The sequence below is a fragment of the Paenibacillus methanolicus genome (assembly GCF_008124765.1).
GTDB classification, from domain to species: domain Bacteria; phylum Bacillota; class Bacilli; order Paenibacillales; family Paenibacillaceae; genus Paenibacillus_Z; species Paenibacillus_Z methanolicus.
On the sequence record NZ_VNHS01000014.1, the window covers coordinates 149185 to 174348 of the forward strand.

Here is a 25164-nt window from a genome sequence, read left to right on the forward strand (position 1 = left end):
GCGCGAAAGGAAAACAATAGGGGAGCAGCCGCAATGATACGCAAGCTGAACGCTTACTTAAAAAATGAAAGAAATTAAAAAATGTCATAATTCCTTTACAATGCCTTAACAAATGGGTAGTAAACTATGTTAAGATATTGTCGGTCTTAGTGTCTTCAAGAACTGGCAACGTAAATTGCATGATGCGAAGGGGATAACCATGTTTAAGAAAAAAGACGTGTTTTTCATCACGCTTGAAGCGATGGCGGACGTATTGCTCGAAGCCGTCGAATATTTCGCCAAGAACGTCTCGAACATACAGGACGTCACGCATTTCGCCAAAACCATGAAAGAATACGAAAGCGCATGCGATCGTCATGTACATACGATTCTGACGGAATTGAACAAAACGTTCATCACGCCGATCGAACGCGAAGATATTATGGCGCTGACGACGTCGCTTGACGATGTGCTCGACGGCATCGAGGCTTGCGCGTCGCGCTTCGAGATGTACCATATTACGGAGCATGACGAATACATCACGCTGTTCGCGGACAATCTGGTCCGCAGCGCCCAGCAGATCAAGAAAGCGATCTACCTGCTCACCGAGAAGAAGCTGCTTGCGATCCGCGAGCCGTCGATCGCGATCAACGAGCTGGAGAACCAGGCCGACGACATTCTGCGCGTCTGCATCAAGAGCCTGTTCGCGAACGTCAAAGATCCGATCGAGCTGATCAAGCGCAAAGAGATTTACGAGCGTCTGGAGCAAACGACCGACTACTGTGAAGACGTGGCCAACACACTCGAAACAATCATTATGCGCAACAGCTAAGGAGCAGGTGGACCACGGTCATGGATATCTATATTTTAGTCGGTATTGTTATTTTCCTGGCATTAGCCTTTGATTTTATCAACGGCTTCCACGACACGGCCAACGCGATCGCGACGAGCGTATCGACGCGGGCGCTGTCCCCGCGGATGGCGATCATCATCGCGTCCGTCATGAACTTCGTCGGCGCGATGCTCTTCACGGGCGTCGCGAAGAAGATCGGCGGCTCGGTCGCCGATCCGGCGAAGCTTGAGAACGGCGTCGAGATCGTCATCGCGACGCTGATCGCCGCGATCGCCTGGAATTTGCTCACGTGGTGGTTTGGCATTCCGTCGTCTTCCTCCCATGCGCTCATCGGCTCGCTTGCGGGCGCCGTCGTCAGCGCGGAAGGATTCGCCGGCATCAACGGCAGCGGGTTCATCGATATCGTGAAAGCACTTATCCTCTCGCCGCTCATTGCCTTTACGATTGGTTTCATCGTCATGTGGATCCTAAAGCTGATCTTCGCGAAGTCGAGTCCGCATCAGATCAACAAGGGTTTCCGCACCGGCCAGATTCTGACGGCGGCGTTCCAATCGTTCACGCACGGCACGAACGACGCGCAGAAGGCGATGGGAATCATTACCTTCGCGCTCGTGGCGGCGGAGCTGCAAGATACGCTGGACGTACCGTTCTGGGTTAAGCTGTCCGCGGCGACGGCGATGGCGCTTGGCACCTCGGTCGGCGGCTGGAAGATCATCAAGACGATGGGCACGAAGATTTTCAAAATCGAGCCGATCAACGGTTTCGCGGCCGACATTACGTCCGCGTCCGTCATTATGACGGCGACGCTGACGCATTTGCCGGTCAGCACGACGCATGTTATCACCTCGGCCATCCTTGGCGTCGGCAGCGCGAAGCGCTTCTCCGCCGTCAAGTGGGCGCTTGCGGGCAAGATCGTCATCGCTTGGGTCATCACGATCCCGATTACGGCTATCCTGGCGGCGCTCGTGTACAGAATCATGGCGCTCTTTATGTAAATTGGTAGACGGACCGCGGAGGCGGTCCGTTTTTTTGTGCCCGCCGCTGGCCTAACACGGGAACCGGCGGGGTCGTTTAAAGGCCGCGTCTCGCGTCAATACTGGTTATCAAAACCAAGCGGAGCGAGGCAACCATACCATGTGGGATCAAATTTGGCTGTGGGCGATTCTGATCGGACCGTGGCTAACGTTGTTTTTGATGCGCGGGGAAACGATCAAGCGGTATGTTCCCGTCGCGGTATTCACGGCGCTCATCGTCACCATTATTTTCGAGATCGCGTATGTCCGCCGGTGGTGGGAGATGACGGAGCGGATCGTGCCGTGGGGCACCATTACGAACGTCTCGTTCGTATACGGGGCGTTCTTCGTCGGCACGATGTGGATTTTCGCGCTCGCGTATCGGAACTTGGGGCTGTTTCTGCTGACCAACCTGGCCATTGACGCGATTCAGGCGTTCGTGCTCAGTCCGTTCCTGTTCGAAGGCCGGTGGTATAGTCTGGTGAATCTGAACAACATTCAAGTGTTTGCGCTTATGTTCGGCATCTCGATCGTCATCTATATGTACCAGGGATGGCAGGAGCGCATCTTCAGACGGGTAGAGCAGGAGTATACGGCCAGCAAAGCCATCGCGATGGAAATGAAGCTGCCGCTCACGCGCCGGGGCCGCGCCAGATAGACGGCGGGCCTGGCGGAGTTCGGCGGTCGGCCGTTGCGGAGGCCGGAATTGTCACAGAATCGACCGGCGGAAGTCTTGCAATTTGCTGGCAGATAGCGGATGATAAGGAGAGTCGAAGAGAGACCGGAGCCGCCCTGAAGGGCGATGCTCCGGTCTTCGTTGTGTGCGGTTTAATGAAGACGGAAGACGAGGCGCGCATGCCGGCGATTGGCCGGATCGCGCCTGCTTCGTGCCTCGTTACCGGCGCGGACGCCGGCGAGGTCCGCCGGCCGCGAGCGGCTTGCTTTTGCCGCCGGCGCGCTTGCGGGGCTTCTTCCGCTTCGGCGCGGCCGTTTCGAAGGCTTCCTCGTCCAGCGTGGCGGCCGTCGCCGCGGCGCCCTTCTTGCCGATCGAGCCGGCGAGCACTTTAATGAGCGGCGCCATCTGCTGCACGCTCGAGACGACCTTTTGCACCTTTTGCACGGTGCTCAGAATGCCGTCGAGACCGCCCATGCGGTCCACGAGACCTTGGAGGTCCTTGATGTTGCCGCCGATGCTGGCGAGCGAGAAGCCGCTGGCCTTGGTCGCGGCAGGGGCCGCCGATTCGAGCGCTTCGGCCGCGGTTGCGGCGGGGAGCGCGTCGACAGACGTATTAACGGGGAGCTGCGGAATATTCGTTTCGATCGTCGGGCTGAACGGCGTCGGGGCGCTGCCTAGACCGGGCGCCTGGAAGAACGGGTCGCTGATGCCCGGATAAGGACTTTGTCCTCCGAACGGTTGCTGGAAGCCGCTGACGGAAGGGTCGTTACGGTATTTCACGCGGATCACAACCTTTTTCACGTTTTGCTGTTAGTCTATGGGATAAGGGTCTATTCGGTCTGGACGAATGCCCGGGTACGGCATAGAAATTTCCGCGCTTGCCTTGCGCGGGGCGCGTCCGGCACGGCTCGCTTCATAAGTACAGCCTATATGCTTATAGGCTGAAGGGACTGCCGAACAACCGGACAATCCGTTTCACAGCGCAGGAATGGGCACTGCAGTTCTTCTATTCTGTAAAGCGTGAATACTGTAATGCTTGAAAAGTATGGGGAAAGCGAATACAATTAATTGCATAGTTCTTATAGGGATGTGACCTTTCATGCAGCTGAAGAAGCTGAACGATAAAACGATCGACCAATTATTCGAAGCGGTATTGACGCTCAAATCGGTGGAAGAATGCTATATTTTCTTTGATGATCTGTGCACGGTGAACGAGATCCAATCGCTCTCCCAACGGCTGGAAGTGGCGCGCATGCTCGGCAAGGGCTGCACGTACAATCAGATCGAGGCGGAGACGGGCGCGAGCACGGCGACGATCTCGCGCGTGAAGCGATGCCTGAACTACGGCAACGACGGGTACAAAATGGCGCTGGAGCGCGCGGGGCGTTAACATGAGCAACCGGGGCATTCTCGTGATTAGCCATGGTTCGCGGGACGATAGCTGGGTGACGCTCATCGACGAAGCGGTGGCGAGCGTCGCCTCCGCGCTGTCGCTTCGGCTGCTGGATGCGGCGGAGCGCGCCGAAGGCTCGGACGCCGGCGCACTCGAATCAGGTACGCCGATCGTATCGTCGTTCCTGGAGATCGTAGAAGGCCGTCTCATCCAAGACGGCATAGACCGACTAGAAGCGGAAGGCGTAACGGAACTCTACGTCCTTCCGCTCTTTGTGTCGTCCGGAAGCACGCATGTGGACGACATCGCCCAAGGCTTCGGCTTGCCGCCGGTCTCGCCGGACCGCGAAGGCGAGCTCGGCCGCTTCCGCTTAAGTCCCGCCGCGCGCGTGCGGTTCGGCACGCCGATCGACGATCAGGCGGAGATCGCGGAGGTGCTGCTCGGGAACATCCGCGAGCTGTCCGAGTCGCCGGAGCGGGAAGCGCTGCTGCTCGTGGCGCACGGCTCCAAGGAAGAGATCTTCCACGATCGCTGGCGGCTTGGGCTGTCGCGGCTGGCGGAGCAGATGCGGACGATCGGCGGCTTCGCCGAGGCCGCGTACGCGATGCTGCTGCCGGATCAGGCGGCCGAACGGCTGTCGGCGCTGCTGCGCGAGCGCCCGGAGCTTGACGTCATCGTCGCGCCGCTCTTCCTGAGCGACGGCTACTTCACGCAGAAGCTGGTTCCGGGCAGGTTGGAAGGGCTCGCCTACCGGTACAACGGGCGGCCGATGCTGCCGAACCCCGGTATTTTGCGCTGGATGGTATCGCAGATCGAGTTGTATCTGAACGGGCGAGACGGACATATTTTATAGCAAGATCGGGTAATAACGAGGGGCGGCCGGGCTCGCTTGAGACTGCCGCGGAATAAGCGTAATATAGAGAACATTGGATGTTATCTAGTAAGGTGAAGGGTACCGGAGGTGCCAGGGATGGAGATTAAACGGGCAAGATTGATTTATAACCCGACCTCGGGCCGGGAAGAGATGAAGCGGCGGCTGCCGGATATTCTGCAGAAGCTTGAGCGCGGCGGCATCGAGACGAGCTGCCATGCGACCGAGAGCGAGGGCGATGCGACGATCGCGGCGGCCGAAGCGGCAGACCGCGGGTTCGACATGATCATCGCGGCCGGCGGCGACGGGACGCTGTACGAGGTCATCAACGGCTTGGCGCAGAAGGAGAGCCGCCCGCCGCTGGGCATTCTGCCGCTCGGGACGACGAACGATTTCGCGCGGGCGCTGGGCATCCCCAAGCATTGGGAATACGCCTGCGACTTGATCACGCAGCAGTACACGCGGCCGATCGACGTCGGGCAGGCCAACTCGCGGTATTTCATCAACATCGCGGGGGGCGGCTCGTTGACCGAGCTGACGTACGAGGTGCCGAGCAAGCTGAAGACGATGATCGGCCAGTTGGCCTATTATATGAAGGGCCTCGAGAAGATGACGCGCCTTCGGCCGACCGAGCTGATTCTGAAGGCCGAGGAGATCGGCGAACTGCACGAAGAATTCATGATGTTCCTCATCTGCAACAGCAACTCCGTAGGCGGCTTCGAGAAGCTGGCCCAAGAAGCGATTCTCGACGACGGTTTGTTCGACGTGGTCGTGCTGCGCAAGTGCAACCTGCCGGAATTCATCCGGATCGCGACGATGGCGCTGCGCGGCGAGCATTTCAACGATCCGCACGTCATCCACTTCCAGACGCGCCAGCTGTCGGTGACGACGCCGGACTATGTGCAGCTGAACCTCGACGGCGAATACGGCGGCACGCTGCCTTGTACGTTCACGAATTTGCCGCGGCACTTGAATATTTTCGTGGACGAGGCGGGAGAATCGACGTATAAGCTGCGATAACGTTGGCCGCGCGCCCGGCTGGTCCGGGCGCGCGGAGCGAGAGGACTAACGAATACAAGACTGGAGATTGGCATGAGCATACCGGTAAATAAGAACGACGTCGTCACGGTCGATATCGTCGGGCTGACGCATGAAGGCGAAGGGGTAGGGCGCGAACAAGGCTTTACCCTTTTTATACGAGGGGCGCTGCCCGGCGAGCGCGTGCGCGCCAAGGTGCTGAAGGTGAAGAAGCAGTACGGCTACGCCAAGCTGATGGAGCATGAGATCGCGAGCCCGGACCGCGTCGACGCGCCGTGCCCGATCTACAAGCAGTGCGGCGGCTGCCAGCTGCAGCATATGGACTACGCGGCCCAGCTGCGTTGGAAGCGGCAGCACGTCGTCGACAACCTGGTACGCATCGGGAAGCTGGCCGTGGACGGTGAGGCGGCGCCGAAGGCGGGCGCGAAGGATGGCGGCGCGACAGACGCTCCGTCCCAAGGCGCGGCGAGCGCGGGCGGAGGCATTCTCGTCCATCCGACCGTCGGCATGGACGAACCTTGGCGCTACCGCAACAAAGCATCGGTCCCGATGGGCATGGGACCGGTCGCGGCCGAGACGATCGGCGCGGCGGGGGCGTCCCAGCTGATCGGCGGCTTCTACGCGAGCGGCAGCCATCGCATCATCGACATGGACGCGTGCTTGATCCAGCATGAGCGCAACGACGAAGTCGTCGCGCAGGTGAAGCGGATCGGCCGCGAGCTCGGCGTTACCGTATACAACGAGGAGACCGGGCGCGGCCTGCTGCGCCACGTCATGACGCGCGTCGGCTTCGTGACCGGCGAGGTCATGGTCGTGCTGGTTACGAACGGATACCGTATACCGCAGCTGGACCGTTGGCTCGCGGGCATCCGCGAGGCGCTGCCGAAAGTGACGAGCATCGTGCAGAACATCAACATGCGGACGACGAACGTTATTTTCGGCGACGAGACGAAGACGCTGTGGGGCAGCGACGTCATTTATGACGAGCTGGACGGCATCCGCTTCGCGATCTCGGCGCGTTCGTTCTACCAGGTCAATCCGCTGCAGACGATCGCGCTGTACCGCAAGGCGGTCGAGTACGCGGGGCTGACAGGGACGGAGAACGTCATCGACGCGTACTGCGGCATCGGGACGATCTCGCTGTTCCTGGCGCGCCAGGCCGGCCATGTGTACGGCGTCGAGATCGTGCCGGAGGCGATCGAGGACGCGAAGCGCAACGCGGCGCTGAACGGCATCGCGAACGCCGACTTCGAGGCGGGCGCAGCCGAGGTCGTCATTCCGCGCTGGCGCAAGGAAGGCATCGTGCCGGACGTCATCTGCGTCGATCCGCCGCGCAAGGGCTGCGACCCGGCGCTGCTGGAGACGATCCTCGCGATGAAGCCGCGGCGCGTCGTCTACGTGTCCTGCAACCCGTCGACGCTGGCCCGCGACCTGCGCGTGCTGGAGGACGGCGGTTACCGGACGACCGAGGTGCAGCCGGTGGACATGTTCCCGTGGACGGTGCACGTGGAGAGCGTGGCCGTGCTGGTCAGGGAGTAGCCGAATCGCAAGCCTATATAGGGAAATTCAGGGACAGCCGCACGATTCGGCTGTCTTTCTTTTTGCCCCGAGGTCAACGGATGCACTCGCCCATATGGAAGGTACTTCCACGGGGGGCGGACTTGCCAAAACTCGTGATTCTCAGGACATATAAACGATGGTACGATGAACAAGAACAGGGTCGTAAGACCCGTTGATTCGGATGTTATCCTACAGGGGGGCCGCGGCCGTAGATACGATACAATTCATGGCGATACTGCTATTCCTCGCGGCGGGCGCAATGGCATACGTCGCCTTCCTGTCTTACCAACAGCGGCATATGCCGGTCGCCAGGACGATGATGCTGATCATGATCGGGGCGGCTTTTTACGCGTCCGGTTATGCCTTCGAGGTGCTAAGCGATAATCTGCGCGAAATGAAGCTGGCGCTGCAGATCGAATACGTGGGAATCCCGTTCGTCTCGACGCTCTGGTTTTTTCAAGTCATTCAATTCACCGGGACGGCGGCCGGTTATCGCAAGCGGCTGGCGGTCGTCCTCTTCGCCATCCCCGCGGCGGTGTTTATCCTGCATTTGACGAATGAGGCGCACCATCTAGTGTACGAGCGCTATCTCTTGAACGAAGACGCCCGGGTCCCGCTATACACGACGATCAAAGGCACTTGGTACCGGATCCATACCCTCTACAACTATTTGGTGATCTTAAGCGGATTTCTGCTGTTCATCCCCATGTATTGGCGGTCGTCGCGGGTCGTGCGCAAGCAGATCGTCGTGCTCGTGATGGGCGCGGCCGTGCCGATGCTGTTCAACAGCTTGTTCTGGTTCGGGGTTACCGTCGATCTGACGCCGTTCGGGTTCGCGGTGTCCGGGATCGTCTATGCGTGGGGGATCTTACGCTTCAACCTGCTGCGCTTCACGCCCCTTGCGCTGACCCAAGTGTTCGACACGATCCGGGACGGCGTCATTCTGCTGGATTATAAGGATCAGATCGTCAGCTACAACGCAGCGGCCGAGGGCGTCTTTCCGGAGCTGGGATTGACGAAGCATTACCCCGCCGATGTCGGGGGGGTGCTGTCCGGCAGTCCGGAGGTCGTGGAGCGAGTTCGCGCCGCAGTCATCGGGGATGAGCGTTTTCCGTTCCGTCGCGCGCAAGCGAGTCGCAGCAAGCACTATCATTGCAGCTTATCGTTCATCTATGATTCAGGCACGCCGATCGGCAAAATGCTGCTGCTCAGCGATATTACGGAATTGAAGGAGAACGAGGTCCGGCTGCAGACAAGCGCGAGGCAGCTGTCCGAGCTGAACGCCTTCAAAGACAAGCTGTTCACCGTCGTGGCGCACGACATTCGCGATCCGATCGCCAACCTCGTCAGCTTGACCGAATTGCTGGGGGAGGAGCTCGAGGCTTCCGGCGTCGAGCATGCGGAGGTGTTCCACGGGCTGCAAGGCCAGGTGCAAAATACATTCCAGCTCGTCGAGAATCTGCTCGATTGGTACCGCAATCAGAATGGACGAATCGTCTTTCGGCCGCTAGGCTGGAATTTGCGGCAGGTGGTTCGCCAGTCGATCTCGCTTGCGGGACATAAGGCGGGCATGAAGCAGATCACGCTAACCGAGCGCATCGGCGAGAATATCATGGTCCGGGCGGACAAGGAAATGCTGGATCTGATTCTGCGCAATTTGCTATCGAATGCGATCAAACATACGGGGACCGGCGGAACGATCGAGATCGGCGCCGTATCGGAAGGAGAGCTCGTCGTGGTGTCCGTGCGCGACAACGGATCGGGGATCGAGGAATCGACGGCAGCCGCGATACGCTTGGACGGACCGTTCGCGAGCATGCCGGCCGCCGGCGACGATACGGGGAGCGCGAGATTCGGGCTGGTATTGGCGAACGAATTCGCGCGCATCCATGGCGGCAGTCTTTGGTTCGACAGCGTACCCGGACGGGGCACGACCTTTTCGTTCACCTTGCCTCGCTCTTCCGGTGACGGGGACGCATCAGGCGATGTAGGGGGAGGCGATGGCGGATGAAAGTCATACTCGTCGACGATGAGCCGACGATGCATCTAATTTTGCGCAAAATGTTACACAAACTGCCCGGCATTCAAGTAGCGGGGGCTTTCACGGAGACGAAGTCGGCGGAGGCGTTCTTGCGCGGGAACCCGGACGTGGGGCTGGCGTTCATCGACATCTCCATGAAGGACGAAGACGGCATGGCGTTCGCGGCCAGGCTGGAACCAGTCGGGTTGCTGCAGATCGTCTTCGTCACCTCGCATAAGGATTTCGCCTTGGAAGCATTCGAACTGTCCGCGCTCGATTATTTGGTCAAGCCGGTGTCCCAAGAGCGATTGCAGCGGACGGTCAACCGGGCGTTGGCGAATTGGCAAGCGTTCCGATCGTCGTCGTTCGCGTCGCCGGCGGCTCCGCGGGACGAACGCGTGACGGTTACGGTGCTCGGAGACGTTTCGGTCAGGAACGGCACGGTCCGCGTCAAATGGATTTCCCGCAAATGCGCGGAGCTGTTCGCCTACTTGCTGCTTCACCATAGCAGGCGCATTCCGCGTTCGCGGCTCATCGCGGATATTTTCGGCGGCATGGACCAGACGAATGCGGAGAACTACCTGAATACGACGGTGTATCAGCTGCGCAAATCGCTTGCGCCGCTGGGGCTGCGCGAGGCCGTGCGCTCTGAGAACGACGGGTATGCGATCGATTTGAGCGATCCCGTTATCGACTACATCGAATTCGCTCGACAAGCGGACGCGCTCCCGCTCATCGATGCCGCGAATATCGAGAACGCCATGGAAGCCGAGCGGCTCTACGCCGGCGATCTATTCGGAGACAAAGGCTACGTGTGGGCCATTAGCGAGACGGAGCGTTATGCGCGATTGTACGCCTCGTTTGCCCAGAGGCTCGCCTTGACGCTGATTGCGCTGCAAGACGCGGCGGCGGCGTCCCCGCTGCTGGTCAAGCTCCATGAACGCAATCCGCTGGATGAATCCGTCGTCCGTCTGCTCCTGATCACGCACGAGATGAGAAGCGACAAGAAAGGCTTCATGGCGCAATATGCCGGGTATGTCCGGCTGCTCGACGCGGAGCTCGGCATCCGTCCGTCGGAGGAGCTGGTTCGCTTTTATGATACGCGCGTCATCGGGTTTGGCCAAGGAAAAGAATAGCCGTCATGCACGACCGCGAAGCTCGATGCTGCGCGGTTTTTTCGTTTGCCGGCCGAATCTTTCATTATTCTTTTAGCCGGGTTTCGTATACTTGCCCTAACGATGGATTCGCGGGGCTAGCATCAGCAAGCTTCGCGTTAAGCAGAGGACGGAGGTTCGTTTATGTACATGGGGTCATCCCATCAAGAGGAGCGTAAGCAGAACATGGTGAAGAAAAGAGTATCCGGTGCCGCGCGAACGTGGATGAAAGGCGTAACGGTACGCATTGTAATGGGACTGATGGTCCTAATCCTGTTGTCGTCATCCATTCCGGCGCCGGCATCGGCAGACGATAGCGGCGGTTGGACGCATTGCGCGAATGAAGGGGAGACATGCGCCGCCGCGGGGACGAAGGAAATCCGATTCGGGGCAGACGGCAGCTACGTGAAGAAAGTAATTAACGGCGCCGTGACGTGTTCGGCTGCGGCGCTCGAGGTGGCGGATCCGGCGGTGGGCATCGTGAAGTCTTGCGATATTCGCAACCTGCAGCTGGGTAGCGGCGTGAGCGCGGTCGGCAGCGGCGACCATCGGAGCGTGGCGATTACGTTTAAGGTGTATGCCGCGCAGGCGGGCACGTTAGCGGATTTGAGAAGCAAAATGACCGTGCGGAGAACGGGAGAGTCGGTCTTCTCGCCGCTGGGGGAGAACGATATCGTCTCGAATCTCACATCGTCGCCGTCGTCGAGCTCGTTGACCATCACTTTCGAGCAGGCGTTAGCCGGATCGGACAACGTCATCGTGATCGACGAAGGGGCATTCGCGGACAGCGGGGCGTCGCCTTACAATCAAATCGTGACCATCGAGGGGATCCAATTCGGAGTGGGCACGGCAAGCAGTCCTTATGAGATTGCGACCGCGGATCATCTCAATAAAGTCCGCTATCAGCTGGGGCGCGACGTGTATTATAAGCTGACCGCGGATATCGATCTGAGCGGCTACGCCTCCTTCGAAGGCTGGGTGCCGATCGCAAACGACATGGATGCGCCATTCCAGGGGCATCTGGACGGGAACGGGTATACGATCAGACGAATGACCATTACCCGACCAAGCGACATCGGCATCGGTTTAGTCGGTTTTCTTGGCGGGTTTGGGGTGCTTGCCAATATGAAGCTGGAGGACGTCGCGATTGACGGGAATGCCTATGTAGGCGGTCTGGTTGGATTTAGCAAAGGCACCATCAGCAACAGCTATGTGACGGGAAGCGTGAAAGGGAACACCTACGTGGGCGGATTGGTCGGGACGAATATGCATTACGCCCCGATCAGGAACAGTTATGCCGCCGTGACGGTTCAAGCCGGCGATAAATACATCGGCGGACTCGTAGGCTCGAATAACGGGGACATCATCAGCAGCTATGCCAAGTCAAACTTGTCGGGCGGAGGCAACCAGGTCGGCGGCTTGGTCGGCGTGCACTTCGGCCGGATCAACGATAGCTATGCAGCGGGAAGCGTGAGCGGCAATAGCAATATCGGCGGCTTGATCGGCGTGAATCGCGGTCTTGTCTACAGCAGCTACGCGACGGGAAGTCTAACCGGGGGCTGGAATCTAGGCGGCTTCGCAGGGGATCAGTTTGAAGTGGGGATGAACAATAACAGTTATTACGACATCGAGATGAACAATGGGATCGGGACGAAAAAATCCGCGGATGATATGAAGCTGCAATCGACGTACGCCGGATTCGATTTCGCGGACGGCGGTGGGGCCTGGGGGATCGATCCGGTTTATAATAATGGCTATCCTTACTTGAAGGCAGCCGTGGCCCCGCCAGCCGTCATTGGCGTCAGCGTAAGTCCGGCCGCGTCGAATGTAGCGACGGGAGCGGCGCAGCAGTTGACCGCGGCAGTGACCGTGGTGGGCGGAGCGGCGACTACCGTAACCTGGAGCAGCAGCGACAACGCGAGTGTAACTGTGGACGCGAACGGTCTCGCGGCGGTCGCCGCGCATGCAGCGCCCGGGGACTACACCCTGACGGCGACTTCCACCGCGGACGGCAGCAAAATCGGGATGGCGACGATCCAGGTAACGCTGGACTTGTCCGGCGTAGGCCTCGATGTCCGAGGCGGCATCATCACCGGTACAACAGCGGCGATGGAATATAGCGTGGACTCCACAGACGGAACGGACGGGACGTGGACGACCGCAAGCGATACGCAGACTGAGGTGACATTTGCAGCCGGACCAATCTATGTTCGAGTGGCAGCCCAACCGACGAATTATCGTCTAGTGGCGTCGATCGCGCCGGTGGCGGCAGCGCCGATCGGCGTAGGCGTCGACGTGGCGGCGAACCAGATTACCGGTACGACGGCCCAGCAGGAATACAGTACGAATAACGGTACGACATGGGCGGATGCAACGGCGACCAATACGTCGCATGAATTTGTCGGCGGAGAAGCGATCCTTGTGCGCGTGAAAGCAACCGCCAGCGAACTGGCGAGCGCGACGACAACGGCGATCCATGTAGCGCCGGCTGCGGGAGCGCCGAGCGACGTAGGTGTCGACGTGGCGGCGAATCAAATTACGGGAACGACGTCGCAGCAGGAATACAGTACGAATAACGGCGCAACTTGGGCGGATGCAACGGCGACCAAGACCTCGTACAATTTTGTCGGCGGAGAATCGATCCAAGTACGAGAGAAAGCTACCACCAGCCAACTGGCGAGCGCAGCGACAACGATCCACATCGCGCTAGCTACGGGAGCGCCGAGCGGCGTAAGCGTCGACGTGGCGGCGAACCAGATTACCGGTACGACAGAAGAGCAGGAATACAGCACGAACAACGGCGCAACGTGGGCGGATGCATCGGCCAGCGCGACCTCGCATAATTTTGTCGGGGGTGAATCGGTCGTAGTGCGCGTGAAAGCGACCGCCAGCGAACTGGCGAGCGCGTCAACGACGGCGATCCGCATCGCGTCGGCGGCGGGAGCGCCGAGCGGCGTAGGTGTCGACGTGGCGTCGAACCAGATTACGGGTACGACGGCGCAGCAGGAATACAGCACGAACAACGGTACGACATGGGCGGATGCAACGGCGACCAATACGTCGCATGAATTTGTCGGCGGAGAAGTCGTCCAATTACGCGTGAAAGCGACAGCGAGTGAATTAGCGAGCGCGGCGACGAAGGCGATCCATGTAGCGCCGGCTGCGGTAGCGCCGAGCGGCGTATCGGCGGATATGTCCGGCGGGAAGGCAGCCGTGAAACTCGTGGGCGCTGCCATTACGATGGAATACAGCCGAGATGGCGGGGCAACCTGGCAGACGGTGTCGTCTCCGATTGCGGCGGGAACGGCTGTGCTGGACGTCTCAGTAGCTCCGAACGACAAGCTGCACGTACGAACGGCGGCCACGGCAAGCGCGCTGGCTTCTCAGGCAACAGCGAAGTTGAATGTGGGCGAGGTGACGAGCGTAACGGTAAGTCCGGCCACGGCCACGATCGTTCAAGGCGCCACCGGTCAGCTGACGGCAACCGTGACCGTAGGAGGCGGAGCGCCGCGAACCGTAACCTGGACCAGCAGCAATCCGAAAGTCGCCGTCGATGCCAATGGTTTGGTGACGGTGGCGGCCGATGCGGCAGTCGGTAATTATACCGTAACGGCCACGTCAACCTTTGAAGCGAGCCACAAGGGATCGGCCACGATTACCGTAACGGCGGCCCCAACCGCGCCAACTGGCGGCGAAGGCGGTGGGAACACGTCAACGAACCCGACGCCAACGCCGGTGCGCTCCGCGGACGGTACCCTAACGCTTCCGGTCGGAACGACGGGCGAGGTGAGTTTGGACGGTACCGCGAGCGTCTCCATTCCGGCGGGCGCAGCGGACCAAGAGCTGCGAATTACGATGGCCAAAGTAACAGAAGCGAAGGCGCTGCTCACCGACCGCGATGGGCTGGCCAGCCCGATTTTCGAGATTCTGAAGAACATCGCGGGCAATTTCAGCGTACCGGTCACGTTGACCTTTGCTTTCGATGCTGCAAGCCTAGGCAAGGAACAAGAACCGGCGGTGTTCTACTATGACGAAGTGAACAAGGCGTGGGTGAAAGTCGAGGGCGGCAAGGTGGCCGGCGATCGCATTACGGTAGAAGTCGACCATTTCACGAAGTTCGCGGTATTCGCCGTAGACCGAGCGGTCACGGAGACGACGGACCCGCAGCCGACGAATACCATGCGCGACATCTCCGGGCACTGGGCGGAGGCGGCGATCAAGCAAGCCATCGGCGAAGGCATCGTCAAAGGCTACCAAGACGGTACGTTCAGACCAGGGCAAACCGTGACGCGCGCGGAGTTTGCGGTCATGCTCATGAATGCGCTCCAGCCGCAAGTCCAAGGAACGACGCTGCAATTCGCGGATGCGGCGACCATCGGAGCTTGGGCGCGGACGGCCATCGCGCAGGCGGTGGAATTAAGCATCATCACAGGCTATGCGGACGGCAGCTTCCGTCCGAATGCGGAGATTACGCGGGCGGAGATGGCCGCCATGCTAGCCAAGGCGGCAGGACAGTCGGATACAGCGCAGGCCGCGACCGGCTTTGCGGACGATGAGGGTATTCCGACATGGGCCAAAGGCAGCGTGGGCTACTTGAAGCGCAGCGGGATTGTGCAAGGCAAAGCCGGGAATATTTTCGCCCCTCAAGACCTGGCTACGAGAGCCGAAGCGGTCAACGTGCTGCTGAAGTTGTTGGCGCGCGCGAGCAAGTAGCAACAAGGGTGCTGCATGGAAGGGCATTTCAGAGTATGATGGATGGAGTAGAGTAGCGAGAAGGAGCGGGGAGCTGTCCTGAACGTCATCGATGATGATGATCGCGGCAGCTTCTTTTTTCTTGCCGCTGCGTATCCCTTAATACGCGGAAATCCATGAAATAGGAAGGATCGCCATGAGAGTCCAATTGAACGACCACGAGATCGAAGTCCATGTCCAATACGGCCCTAGGAAGAAGCTAACGATGCAGCTCGAGGCGAACGGCCATCTGACCGTGAAGGCGCCGAACGGCACCAGCGACGACGCGATCGCAAGCGCGGTGCGTCAGCACGGGGCGCAGATCGTGAAGCAGCTGTCGGCGATCGAGCGAGCAAAGGAAGATCATAAGATACGTGAATACGAGGATGCGGGCAAATTCCTCCATCTAGGCAAATATTACGAGTTGCACGAGCTGATCGAGACGGAAGGCCGCTCCGAGGAGGAGCTGCGGCTTCAACTCAAGAAATTCTATTTCGCCAGCTGCAAGAACGTGATCGCCGAGCGGCTCAAGATGTACCAGCCGCGGATGAAAGCGAAGGCGAAGTCGTTCGACATCGTGGAGTCCGTCACGAAGTGGGGCAGCTGCAGCTCGGACAAGAAGCTCACCTTCAACTACCGGCTGGCGATGGCGCCCGTGGAAGTGATCGATTACGTCGTCGTCCACGAGCTGTGCCATCTGTTCCATATGAATCACGATCGGTCGTTCTGGCGGCTGGTCGGAAGCATCATGCCGGATTATAAGGAGAAGGAAGCGTTCCTGAGCAGGTATGGGGGGCAGATGACGCTGTGAAGGTCGGGCACCGTGCTCGCCGGATAGAGTCTTAGGGCTAAAGTAGCAATTTATCTTCATTTGCTATGGTACGTATTCGATCTCGTCTGATCGGCGCGGATGAAATGTAAATTTATTGAAACATACAAAATCATTACATATCAGTCGCTTACGGATGTATCTCGCCATGAAAATAATAGAATCAAGCCCTTGTTACACTTCTCGTGCTCTCTCATAACAAAAATAGTAAAAAACTTCTATTCCATAATCATCCAAATAAATGATACTATTTCCAATGAAGATGACCGGTTATCTTCTTTACCCGATTTTATAAGGAGGAAATGGTTTCATGGTTTCAAAGGTTAAAGCAGGCATCGTATCCTTATCCGCAGTCGTCGTTCTGTCCTTCGGCTTGTCGGTCTATGCGGCCGATCAGCACACGTATGTCGTGAAAGGCGTTAACACAACGAGCGCGACAAGCGGCAAAATTAACGGCGCCGGCCAATACGGCCGTATCGATGCCGGACTAGCGCAAGGCCAGAACGGCCGCGTCTCGTTGATTAAATCGAAATCGCTCTGGCCGGACTCCACGGAATACAGCATCGATCTGAACTCATCGACGACGTACAAAGCGGTGGATTACTGGCTCGAGGGCGGCGGCACGTTATTCTACCTGAAGGCGACCGGGGATACGGACGACGAAGTGAGAGGCAACCTCTGGAACTACAAATAAGATCGAAACACGCGCTTCATCCATCGCGGCCGCGCATCGGGTACGCCATTCCCGATCGGCGTTGGTCCGCAAAGTAACGGGATATCGAGGGGGGAGAAAGTTCATCTTTCTCCCTACTTTCCATTTCAAGGAGATGCAATGGGCAAAGAGTGGAAGCAATTCTGGGCACAGCCGCAATATTGGTCGTTGTTCGCCGTATCGCAGCTCGTCTTTCTAGGGGTTGCGCTGCGTCTGCTGGAAGGCTGGCAAGACATACCGGGCATGATTTTTTTTATGATGGCGTTTCACTTTCTATTTTTGCTGTACGGGGCGGAACAAGCCCGGTTGGAGGCGAAACATCATACGGGCGAACTTGTCTCCTCTTTCCCGAACGGCGCTCGTTATTACGGGATCAAGCTGGCATATTGGGTTTCGCACGCGGCGTTCTGGTACGGCTTGTTCGTCGTCGTTCTTCTCCTATGCCTGCAGCGGCAGGGGGAAGCGATCACCGGCGAGATCGCATGGATTATCGTTCTCTACACGGGCTGCAACTGGTTGGTCCCTTTTTTCGTGTACATGGTTCTCGGTTATGCCTTGTTTTCACTGCTTCCTTCGTTGACGACTTACGTGGCGCTGGCAGCGGTGTGGATTCTGCTAAGTCCTTATAATCATTTCGTTCAACTGCTTCCATCGCCGCTGCTTCCGTGGCTGGCTATCAGCGATCTTAATTTTTCGATTACGCAGCACCTCTTTACGACGGAGCATATGATGATCAGCGATGGCGTGCGCTGGCAGCGGCTGCTCGCCGTGCTTGGCGCCGTTGCGATCTATGCGGCGGCCGTTCCGCTTGTGCGAAGGAAGAAGACGGTCCGGCTGCTGCTGATCCCGCTGCTCGTCGGCCTGATTCTGATCCCCGCGTTCGCGCCGAATCAGCGGTTAACAGACGTGTACGGCGGGCTGACGCTGGAGCCGAATCCGTTCCGGGCGACGAACGCGTACGCGATGAATGCCTATACCATGAACATTCGGCATGCCCGCGACGATCATCGCTTGAGCTACGAGGCCGAGATTTCCATGACGGGGAAAACAGGTCCCATCGCCCTGGCGCTGTGGGATGCCATACATATCGACGAGTTGAAGCTGGATGGCAAGCCGCTTCCCTACGAACGCGCGGGCAATTGGGTCAAGCTTGTTTTGCCGGACGGCTTCGATGGGACGGGCGTCCTTCGTTTGGCTGCGAGCACGGACGCTTATCCGGACGTAAATGCGACATCTTTCGAACTGTTATCCACGCTCCCCTGGTATCCGATGGAACCGGAGGAAGCCCGCGATCCGATGGGACACGCGAAGAAGGAGCGGTACGATATAACGCTGGAGGGCGTCGATGTCGATCGGCTAGTCACGAATTTAACCAAGGGTGAAGGAGAAGCGTTAGCCGGGGAGGCATACGGCCCCACCTTGCTGAACGCGCCTTATGCGGTCGCGGGCCAGCACGTTCGACTGATTCATTACCCCGAGCGGACCGCGAGACAGAAGCTGGATGCGGTCGCGCAGTTGACGACGGAATGGAATCACAAATTAAACCGGAACGTTCAACTTCCGGAAACGGTCTACTACGTGTCATCCAGCGCTAATTTGTCGGCCAATCCGGCGGAATTGTTCATCAAGCCGCAGCAAATGTGGCTGGGGGATCTCGTCCGCGAGAAGCTGTTTCCGCCATCATGAGCCAAAGGATAGGAGGAGCAGGAGAAAATGCTTCAATTGGAAGGTGTTACGAAGCGATTCGGTCGGCGCGAGGTGCTGCAGCGGACGGATTTGTCGCTGGAGAACGGCGTGATCGGTCTGCTGGGGCCTAACGGCGCGGGCAAAACGACGCTGCTGCGGCTGCTCGCCACCGTATATGAACCGACCGCCGGATCGATCCGCTTGAACGGCATTTCCTGGTCGGGCCAGACGGAGGAGGCGCGCAAGCGGCTCGGGTATTTGCCTCAGCATGTCGGTCTATTCCCGGCTTTGTCCGCGCAAGAATATTTGGATTACGTCGCGATCTTAAGGGGGATGGCATCCGGCAAAGAGCGCGGGGAGCGGATAAGGCGCGTCCTGCGAGAGGTGAACCTGGAGGAGCAGGCGACAACGAAAATCCGCAAGTTTTCGGGAGGCATGAAGCAGCGGCTGGGCATCGCGCAGGCGATTATTCACGATCCCGAGCTGCTGCTTGTGGACGAGCCGACCGCCGGGTTGGATCCGGAGGAAAGACTTCGTTTCCGCGGATTGGTGCGTCGGCTGGCCGAGCGCCGGATCGTGCTGCTCTCGACGCACATTATGGAGGACGTCTCGATGACATGCGACAGCGTCTGCATGATGAAGCAGGGCAGGCTGCAATACTTCGGCGCCTTGGAGGAGGTGCTGAAGCTGGCGGCGGGCAAGGTATGGACGACACGGGTGACGGCGGATGTCTACCGGCAGTTAGAGGGGCGGTCCGACGTTCGGATTATTCAAGCGTCCGATGCAGGCGGACTGCAAAGTTTGAGGCTGTTGGCCGAAGAACGGCCCATTCCGGACGCGCAGCCTGCGGAGCCTTCGCTTGAAGAGGGGTATATGAAGTGGCTAAAGGAACATTGAGCTTGTGGGGATACCTGGCGAAGACCCAGACCTTGTTCTTGTCGCTGCCCGTCGTCGTTTGTTTCATCAGCTTCGCGCTTCGCGGAGGCACGGCATTTTCGGCGGTCGATTTTCTGGCCATGATTGGTTTCTGGACGCTCGTATTCCCGGCAGCCGCGGTGAACGCCCCCCTGGGCGCGCTGCATCAAAAGGAACTATTCGTGTCAATGCCTATCTCGCCGGTCTCGTTCGGCATGGCGCAGCCCGTCGTCCTGATTCTGCTCTACGGCGGTCTTCTCTCCGGCGCCTATATCGCCAGCTCTCCAGGTCCTGCCGCTAGCGGGGGGGCCGGCCCGGTTGTCCTTGCATTATTCGCCGCCGCCGCGGTCATGTTCGCGCTGACCTGCCTGCTGATCAACTTGTTCAAGAACGCCGCGATCGGCCTCGTGCTGTCCATTGCCTATTTATTCTACGGCATGTTTACGACCGGTGCCGGTCAAGGGACCCTTTATCTGTTTCAATGGTTCCGGCCTCGGCCGCATACGCATCCGGACGAATACGCAATCATCCAAATGATGGGGGCGGTCGTTTTTCTCTTGTTAAACTACGTCGTCATTAAATATCGGAGCAAGCTGCAGTTGACGCCTTACTAGACGCCATGCGGGAAGCCTTCGCCGATTGAGCGGAGGCTTTTCTTTTGGCGGCAGCGTGGGTGGTTCGTTCCTGTTCCCTGCCGCTCCGCGCGCCTATTCGCATCCGCAAAGGTATACCTGCGTTAAAATCCCGCTCGACGTGTTATAATGGACAATAAAGCGATCGATCGGGCTTGCGAGAGCGGATTCCTGTGGTAAAGTAAGGAATGGCCCAAGCGGCGCGCAATAAGGAAAGACGGAGTGATGAGTTGAGTAAAGCAAAAGGCGGCACGGGAAGAGGGACCGGCAAGAAAGGCTGGAACCGCTGGCAGAAGAGCGCGAACAAGGCGGCGAATGCGCCCAAGCCCTATAAGAGCAAAGGCACGAAGGAAGGAAGCGCCGAATCGACCGGTGCTGCGGCGGGTGCCGGCAGCGCGAGGAAGACAGCGCCGGGCGTCGGCGTGAAGCGAGCGGTCGGAGCGGCGAAGAAGGCAGTCGTGAAGCGAGAGAAGCCGACGACGGAAGCATCGCAGCCTGCGCATGGCAGCACGCGCAGATCGCTTGAAGCGCGTGGCGCGACAGGTAGCATGATGCCATTCATGCGCGATCGTAACGACGACAGATAACCCAATATTTTAATCGATAGATAGGATGGGAATACAATGAGCCAAGTCGAAATTACAATCGGGCTGCCGGAGAACTACGAGCAGCTGAAGACGTCCTCGAACCGTTCGTCCAACTGGCGCGAGCGCCTGTCGGCGGTGGAAGAGCTGGGCAAGTGGGAACACGCGAAGATCATGGATATTTTGAACCACCGCATGACCAACGATCTCGTCTACGCGGTACAGGAGGCGGCCTACCGCCAGCTGCAGCTGCTCGGCGAGTCGCCGCAGAAGCCGGCGCGCCACAAGGGCGAGCTGTTTAAGGGCGTGAACAAAGTGCTGCTTCGCGTCAAGAAGAGCCTTCCGGCAGGTCATTCCTATGAGGAATTCAAGGACAAGCTGAAGCGGATGCGCGAGGACATCTACGATACGTACGAAGGCGACAAGGGCGACGAGTTCGACGCGTGGCTGCAGGGCGTATGGAGCACGCTCGGCGGACGGTAAGCGACATATGGCATAAGAAGAAGCACCTGCCGCGGGCAGGTGCTTTTTGCGTTGTGCGATAAGATGGCAGCGCTGCGACTACCATTGGATGCGTAGGCCGCTGCAAGGGTGGCTCATGTATCTTGACCTTGAACGACAGGATGGTAGTGTGACGCCGATCCTCTCCAACATGAAACGCGTTTCGTCCCTCATTACGCAAGGCGAATTCGGCTTCACTTGGTTTATGTGATGAACTACGAGCAATTCCCCAGCGTCTCCCGGTAAATCTGCTCGTTCTCCGCGTCGTAACAGACGAATATAATCCGCTTCGGCGCGGGCGCGTCGTCCGCCAGCTCGCACAGATATTCCGCGACCGCATCCAAGGCGATCTCGGCTGCGAGCAATTTCGGGAAGCTGTAGATGCCCGTGCTAATGTTCGGGAACGCGATGGTGGCTGCGCCGTGCTCGATGGCTAGCGTGAGCGAGCTGCGGTAGCAGTCGCGGAGCTTCTCCGCCTCGTCGTCATCCCCGCCGTTCCAGACCGGACCGACCGTATGCACGACGTACTTAGCAGGCAGCAATCCCGCCGTCGTAATGACCGCTTCGCCGACCGGGCAGCCGCCTTGTTTGGCGCGTATGCGCCTGCAGGCGTCGAGAATCTCCGGCCCGCCGGCTCGATGAATGGCGCCGTCCACGCCGCCGCCCCCGAGCAAGCTCGTATTGGCCGCGTTGACGATGACGTCCGCGGGGATCCTCGTAATATCTCCCCGGACCACGGTGAGGACCGTGCGATTGATCGTGATGCTGGTCTCCATAGGATTCGCCTCCCCGCCATAAGGAACCGCTTACGTTAGAATATGTCGTTCCTTGCTACTTCTAGTATACCCCCGGCACGGCGTTGGTGAAAATCGGCGAACGTTGCCAGCTTCGTAATACTTTTGCCATGTTCGGCCGCCGCCGGATCGGCGATGATAGAGGCACAAGAGAACGGTCAACCTGGATGACCGAAGGGTACAAGAGAGAACAGGTGATGAGGAATGGTACTATTTTTCGATCCGGCGCGCCGTTCGCCGTGGGCGGGACGAACGTCCATCTACGCGCATATTCAGCGCCAAATTGCGGAGCAGGGGACGCCAATCGACGGTGCGCTGCCGGATGACGAACAATTCTGGGGCGAGGGTCAGCTTCGGTGGGTAGCCGGAGGCTTGGATGGCGCGATGGGGCATCATGCGGCGCCGGGCGTACTGACGGACGAGATGCGCGATCTGGTAGGACTGCTCGCCAAGCAGACCCGTCGGCCGACGACGTCCGCGCGCAAGGCAACCTATCGGAAGCTGCTCGAGACGGACCTCGGCGGCGCCATGGACGACGTGCTGGAGGAGGTACTGAAGCATCCCGGCATGCTCGCGGGACCGCTGTTCGAGGAAGCGCAATGGTTCGCGGAGCACGCGGCAGACCGGAATGTCGTGAAGTTCGGCATCGCGCTGCTCGGCCTGTACCGGAACGAGAAGGTGCGCGACCTGCTGCTGGCGCTGGGCAGCCATGACGAGTTCACCCTGTATGCGGCCGTTGCGCTCCAGAACGGGTCGGATGACGGCAACGACGCGCTATTTCAGCTAGCCCAGCGCGTGAACGGCTGGGGCAAAATCCACCTCGTCGAGCGGCTCGAGCCGACCACGCCGCACATCCGGGACTGGCTGCTGCGCGAAGGGTGCGCGAACAGCATCATGAACGAATACCTGGCGCATGTATGCGCCGTGAAAGGCGAGCTGCATGCGGCGCTGGCGGCGGAGAAGGTGGACGGCGAACTTTTCGAGGGCGCGAGCGTGATCGTGCAGGCGCTCCTCAGCGGCGGTCCAGCCGAGGATATAGACGACTACGACCATGCGCCGCAGGTGATTGCCGACTATGTACGGCATGCGGGCACGATGTGCGCGTCGGCGATGCAGCTGTCCGTCGTGCTGGACATTCGGGCGTTTCTCGATCGGGCGGATGAGAAGTGGGAAGCGCGTTTCGCGAATGGGTGGACGGAAGCGGGGAGAGCGGCGTGTATGCAGGCGTGCGAAGCACTGCTTGCCGAGCCGCGGTGGACGCGCGTCGTGCTAGAGGCGGTGAGTCCGCCGGGATTAGGTTCTGGTGACCAATCGGAGTCCCGTAAAGGAAGAGCACGAGTCGAGCATTTCTACGGCGTCGCTTGCGCGCGCAAGCTGGGACTGGATGTGTGGGAGCAGCTTTTTGGTCAACTGGCGGTTGAGCCGTTGGACTCGTCGCTCTACTACGATTTGATGCGCACGGAGGATGCCGGTCGGGTACGGCGCGTCGTGGAATTTGCCGAGGCGCAGCTGCCGCTGAGGGAGATTGCGACGGGGCCGGCCGACGAGCGTGGACTTGGTCCGGGCTTCAAGCCGCATATGTGCTTGGATATGATCGTGCAGAGCTTGGATGCGCATGAAGGCGTGGGCCGCCGCTTGATCGCCGCCGCGCTGATGAGCCCGGTCGTACGGAACCGGAACCTGGCGCTCGGCGTGCTGGAAGCGTGGCCGGTCGAAGCATGGGGCGCAGAGGTAAGCGAGACGCTGGCGCGGCTGGCCCAGCTCGAACCGGAGGCCGCTGTTCAGGAACGCGTGCGCAAGCTGATGGATCACGTCGTTGGGTAATACTAGCAGGAGAGACAATACGGGAACGGAGAGGATTTAGATGGCTTATCAAAATATCGACGGCGTCCTCGTCTGGGGCCAACCCGACGAGAGCGCCGTCTCGCAAGCGAAGACGTGCGCCGCGACCGGCAGCGTCGTGCGCACGCTGCTCATGGCAGATCATCACAAAGGCTACAGCCAGCCGATCGGCGGCGTCGTCGTATACGACAGACAGATCTCGCCTTCCGGCGTCGGCTACGACATCGGCTGCGGGAACAAGGCGGTACGGACGCTGCTGCATGCGGATGACGTGAAGCCGCGGATCGGGCGAATCATGGACGAGATCGCGCGCCGCATCTCCTTCGGTGTCGGGCGGGTTAACGATGAGCGGGTCGACCACGATCTGTTCGACGATCCGGACTGGGACGTGTACAAGGCGCTCGGCAAGCAGGAGCACGACAAGCTGAAGGCGCTCGCCCGCGAGCAGCTCGGCACCGTCGGCAGCGGCAACCATTTCGTCGACATCTTCGTCGAGCAAGAGACGGGGCGGGTGTGGATCGGGAACCATTTCGGCAGCCGGGGATTCGGGCATAAGACGGCGAGCGGCTTCCTGAACCTTGCGGAGGGACGCGAGTTCCTCGGCAAGGCGCCGGGCGAGTCCATGGACCAAGCGCCCGTGCTGTTCGACCTGTCGAGCGAGCTGGGCGATATGTATTACCGCGCCATGAAGCTGGCCGGCCGCTACGCGTACGCGGGCCGCGACTACGTCATGGACCAGGTGCTCGCGATCCTCGGCACCGAAGCGGACTTCGAGGTGCATAACCACCACAACTACGCGTGGAAGGAGACCCACGACGGCAAGGAGGCGATCGTCGTCCGCAAGGGCGCCACGCCGTCCGCGCCGGGCCAGATCGGCTTCATCGGCGGCAGCATGGGAGATATCTCCGTCATCGTCCGCGGCAAGGACACCGCCGAGAACCGCGACGCCTGCTACAGCACCGTCCACGGCGCCGGCCGTATCATGAGCCGCACCCAGGCTGCGGGCAAGATGAACTGGAAGACGCGCACGCGCAGCGGCGGTCAGATCAGTTTGCGGCAGATGCAGGATGCGGTTCAGGCGTTCGGCGTGGAGCTGAGAGGCGCGGGGACGGATGAGAGTCCGTTCGTGTATCGCCGCTTGCAGGAGGTGCTCGACGCGCATGCGGAGACGATCGAGGTAATGCATGTGCTGAAGCCGATCGGGGTGTGCATGGCGGGGGCGGATGAGTTTGATCCTTATAAGGATTGAGGGTTTGTCCGGAAAGAATGAAACTTATAACCAAGTCTAAATTGAGCCGGAAATCTTGTGTTTTGTAACGAGATTTTTGGCTTTTTTTCTAATCCTTTAATCCCATAAATTATTATTAAAGTCCTATCTCCA

General features: G+C 59.4%; 20 protein-coding genes and 1 pseudogene. 19 read left to right on the forward strand and 2 right to left on the reverse strand.

All coding sequences use genetic code 11. The features are described 5' to 3' along the window. The first annotated feature begins 199 nt into the window (after positions 1 to 199). The 3 genes from BCM02_RS30910 to BCM02_RS30920 all read left to right on the forward strand — a co-directional run bounded on the left by BCM02_RS30910 (position 200) and on the right by BCM02_RS30920 (position 2503). Positions 200 to 811 (forward strand): DUF47 domain-containing protein, encoded by a 612-nt coding sequence (locus BCM02_RS30910; protein WP_148932991.1) that lies wholly within the window; start codon positions 200 to 202, stop codon positions 809 to 811. Between the two features lie 20 nt (positions 812 to 831). Continuing rightward, complete coding sequence (locus BCM02_RS30915; RefSeq protein WP_148932992.1) at positions 832 to 1827, forward strand: inorganic phosphate transporter; 996 nt, start codon at positions 832 to 834, stop codon at positions 1825 to 1827. A gap of 139 nt (positions 1828 to 1966) precedes the next feature. After that, positions 1967 to 2503, forward strand: a complete 537-nt coding sequence (locus BCM02_RS30920) for a hypothetical protein (RefSeq protein ID WP_148932993.1) — start codon at positions 1967 to 1969, stop codon at positions 2501 to 2503. Between the two features lie 237 nt (positions 2504 to 2740). Here the strand turns inward: BCM02_RS30920 and BCM02_RS30925 are convergent, their stop codons facing one another. Further along, complete coding sequence (locus tag BCM02_RS30925) at positions 2741 to 3301, reverse strand: hypothetical protein (protein ID WP_148932994.1); 561 nt, start codon at positions 3299 to 3301, stop codon at positions 2741 to 2743. 319 nt (positions 3302 to 3620) lie between these two features. Between BCM02_RS30925 and BCM02_RS30930 the strand changes: the two genes are divergently transcribed. The 14 genes and pseudogenes from BCM02_RS30930 to BCM02_RS30995 all read left to right on the forward strand — a co-directional run bounded on the left by BCM02_RS30930 (position 3621) and on the right by BCM02_RS30995 (position 21129). Then, positions 3621 to 3911, forward strand: a complete 291-nt coding sequence (locus BCM02_RS30930) for a YerC/YecD family TrpR-related protein (protein WP_148932995.1) — start codon at positions 3621 to 3623, stop codon at positions 3909 to 3911. Between the two features lies 1 nt (position 3912). Next, positions 3913 to 4767, forward strand: a complete 855-nt coding sequence (locus BCM02_RS30935; protein WP_148932996.1) for a sirohydrochlorin chelatase — start codon at positions 3913 to 3915, stop codon at positions 4765 to 4767. A 117-nt stretch (positions 4768 to 4884) separates the two neighbouring features. Then, the gene (locus tag BCM02_RS30940) at positions 4885 to 5805 is read left to right on the forward strand and encodes a diacylglycerol kinase (protein WP_148932997.1); all 921 of its coding nucleotides are present in this window, start codon (positions 4885 to 4887) and stop codon (positions 5803 to 5805) included. Positions 5806 to 5877: 72 nt separating this feature from the next. Next, complete coding sequence (rlmD, locus tag BCM02_RS30945; protein ID WP_148932998.1) at positions 5878 to 7362, forward strand: 23S rRNA (uracil(1939)-C(5))-methyltransferase RlmD; 1485 nt, start codon at positions 5878 to 5880, stop codon at positions 7360 to 7362. 247 nt (positions 7363 to 7609) lie between these two features. Then, on the forward strand, positions 7610 to 9394 hold the full coding sequence (locus tag BCM02_RS30950; protein WP_187434499.1) for a sensor histidine kinase: 1785 nt from the start codon (positions 7610 to 7612) through the stop codon (positions 9392 to 9394). Then, entirely contained in the window at positions 9391 to 10539 is a 1149-nt protein-coding gene (locus tag BCM02_RS30955; RefSeq protein WP_148933000.1) for a response regulator, read from the forward strand. Before BCM02_RS30950 ends, BCM02_RS30955 begins: the two co-directional genes overlap by 4 nt. 204 nt (positions 10540 to 10743) lie before the next feature. Next, positions 10744 to 15270, forward strand: coding sequence for an S-layer homology domain-containing protein (locus tag BCM02_RS30960; RefSeq protein WP_187434500.1), 4527 nt, complete (start codon positions 10744 to 10746; stop codon positions 15268 to 15270). A 175-nt stretch (positions 15271 to 15445) separates the two neighbouring features. After that, complete coding sequence (locus BCM02_RS30965) at positions 15446 to 16099, forward strand: M48 family metallopeptidase (protein ID WP_148933002.1); 654 nt, start codon at positions 15446 to 15448, stop codon at positions 16097 to 16099. Positions 16100 to 16427: 328 nt separating this feature from the next. After that, on the forward strand, positions 16428 to 16811 hold the full coding sequence (locus BCM02_RS30970; protein ID WP_148933003.1) for a hypothetical protein: 384 nt from the start codon (positions 16428 to 16430) through the stop codon (positions 16809 to 16811). A gap of 138 nt (positions 16812 to 16949) precedes the next feature. Continuing rightward, positions 16950 to 18515, forward strand: a complete 1566-nt coding sequence (locus tag BCM02_RS30975; RefSeq protein ID WP_148933004.1) for a hypothetical protein — start codon at positions 16950 to 16952, stop codon at positions 18513 to 18515. A 27-nt stretch (positions 18516 to 18542) separates the two neighbouring features. Beyond that, positions 18543 to 19412 carry an ABC transporter ATP-binding protein gene (locus tag BCM02_RS30980; RefSeq protein WP_148933005.1) on the forward strand — a complete coding sequence of 290 codons (870 nt, stop codon included), beginning with the start codon at positions 18543 to 18545 and terminating at the stop codon, positions 19410 to 19412. Continuing rightward, a complete protein-coding gene (locus tag BCM02_RS30985; RefSeq protein WP_148933006.1) occupies positions 19394 to 20044 on the forward strand; it encodes a hypothetical protein in 651 nt (216 codons plus the stop codon). The genes BCM02_RS30980 and BCM02_RS30985 overlap by 19 nt, the downstream gene beginning before the upstream one ends. Before the next feature lie 248 nt (positions 20045 to 20292). Next, a pseudogene (locus tag BCM02_RS30990) lies at positions 20293 to 20412 on the forward strand (DUF3934 family protein); the annotation flags it as partial. A 273-nt stretch (positions 20413 to 20685) separates the two neighbouring features. After that, entirely contained in the window at positions 20686 to 21129 is a 444-nt protein-coding gene (locus tag BCM02_RS30995; RefSeq protein WP_148933007.1) for a HEAT repeat domain-containing protein, read from the forward strand. Between the two features lie 233 nt (positions 21130 to 21362). Here the strand turns inward: BCM02_RS30995 and BCM02_RS31000 are convergent, their stop codons facing one another. Next, positions 21363 to 21923, reverse strand: a complete 561-nt coding sequence (locus tag BCM02_RS31000) for an O-acetyl-ADP-ribose deacetylase (protein ID WP_148933008.1) — start codon at positions 21921 to 21923, stop codon at positions 21363 to 21365. A 222-nt stretch (positions 21924 to 22145) separates the two neighbouring features. On the opposite strand from BCM02_RS31000, the gene BCM02_RS31005 reads away from it, so the two are divergent. Together BCM02_RS31005 and BCM02_RS31010 are read left to right on the forward strand one after the other, a co-directional pair. Next, positions 22146 to 23765: a limonene hydroxylase gene (locus tag BCM02_RS31005; RefSeq protein WP_148933009.1), complete on the forward strand. Its 1620-nt coding sequence runs from the start codon at positions 22146 to 22148 to the stop codon at positions 23763 to 23765. A gap of 40 nt (positions 23766 to 23805) precedes the next feature. Next, the gene (locus BCM02_RS31010; RefSeq protein WP_148933010.1) at positions 23806 to 25032 is read left to right on the forward strand and encodes an RtcB family protein; all 1227 of its coding nucleotides are present in this window, start codon (positions 23806 to 23808) and stop codon (positions 25030 to 25032) included. The last annotated feature ends 132 nt before the right edge of the window (positions 25033 to 25164 follow it).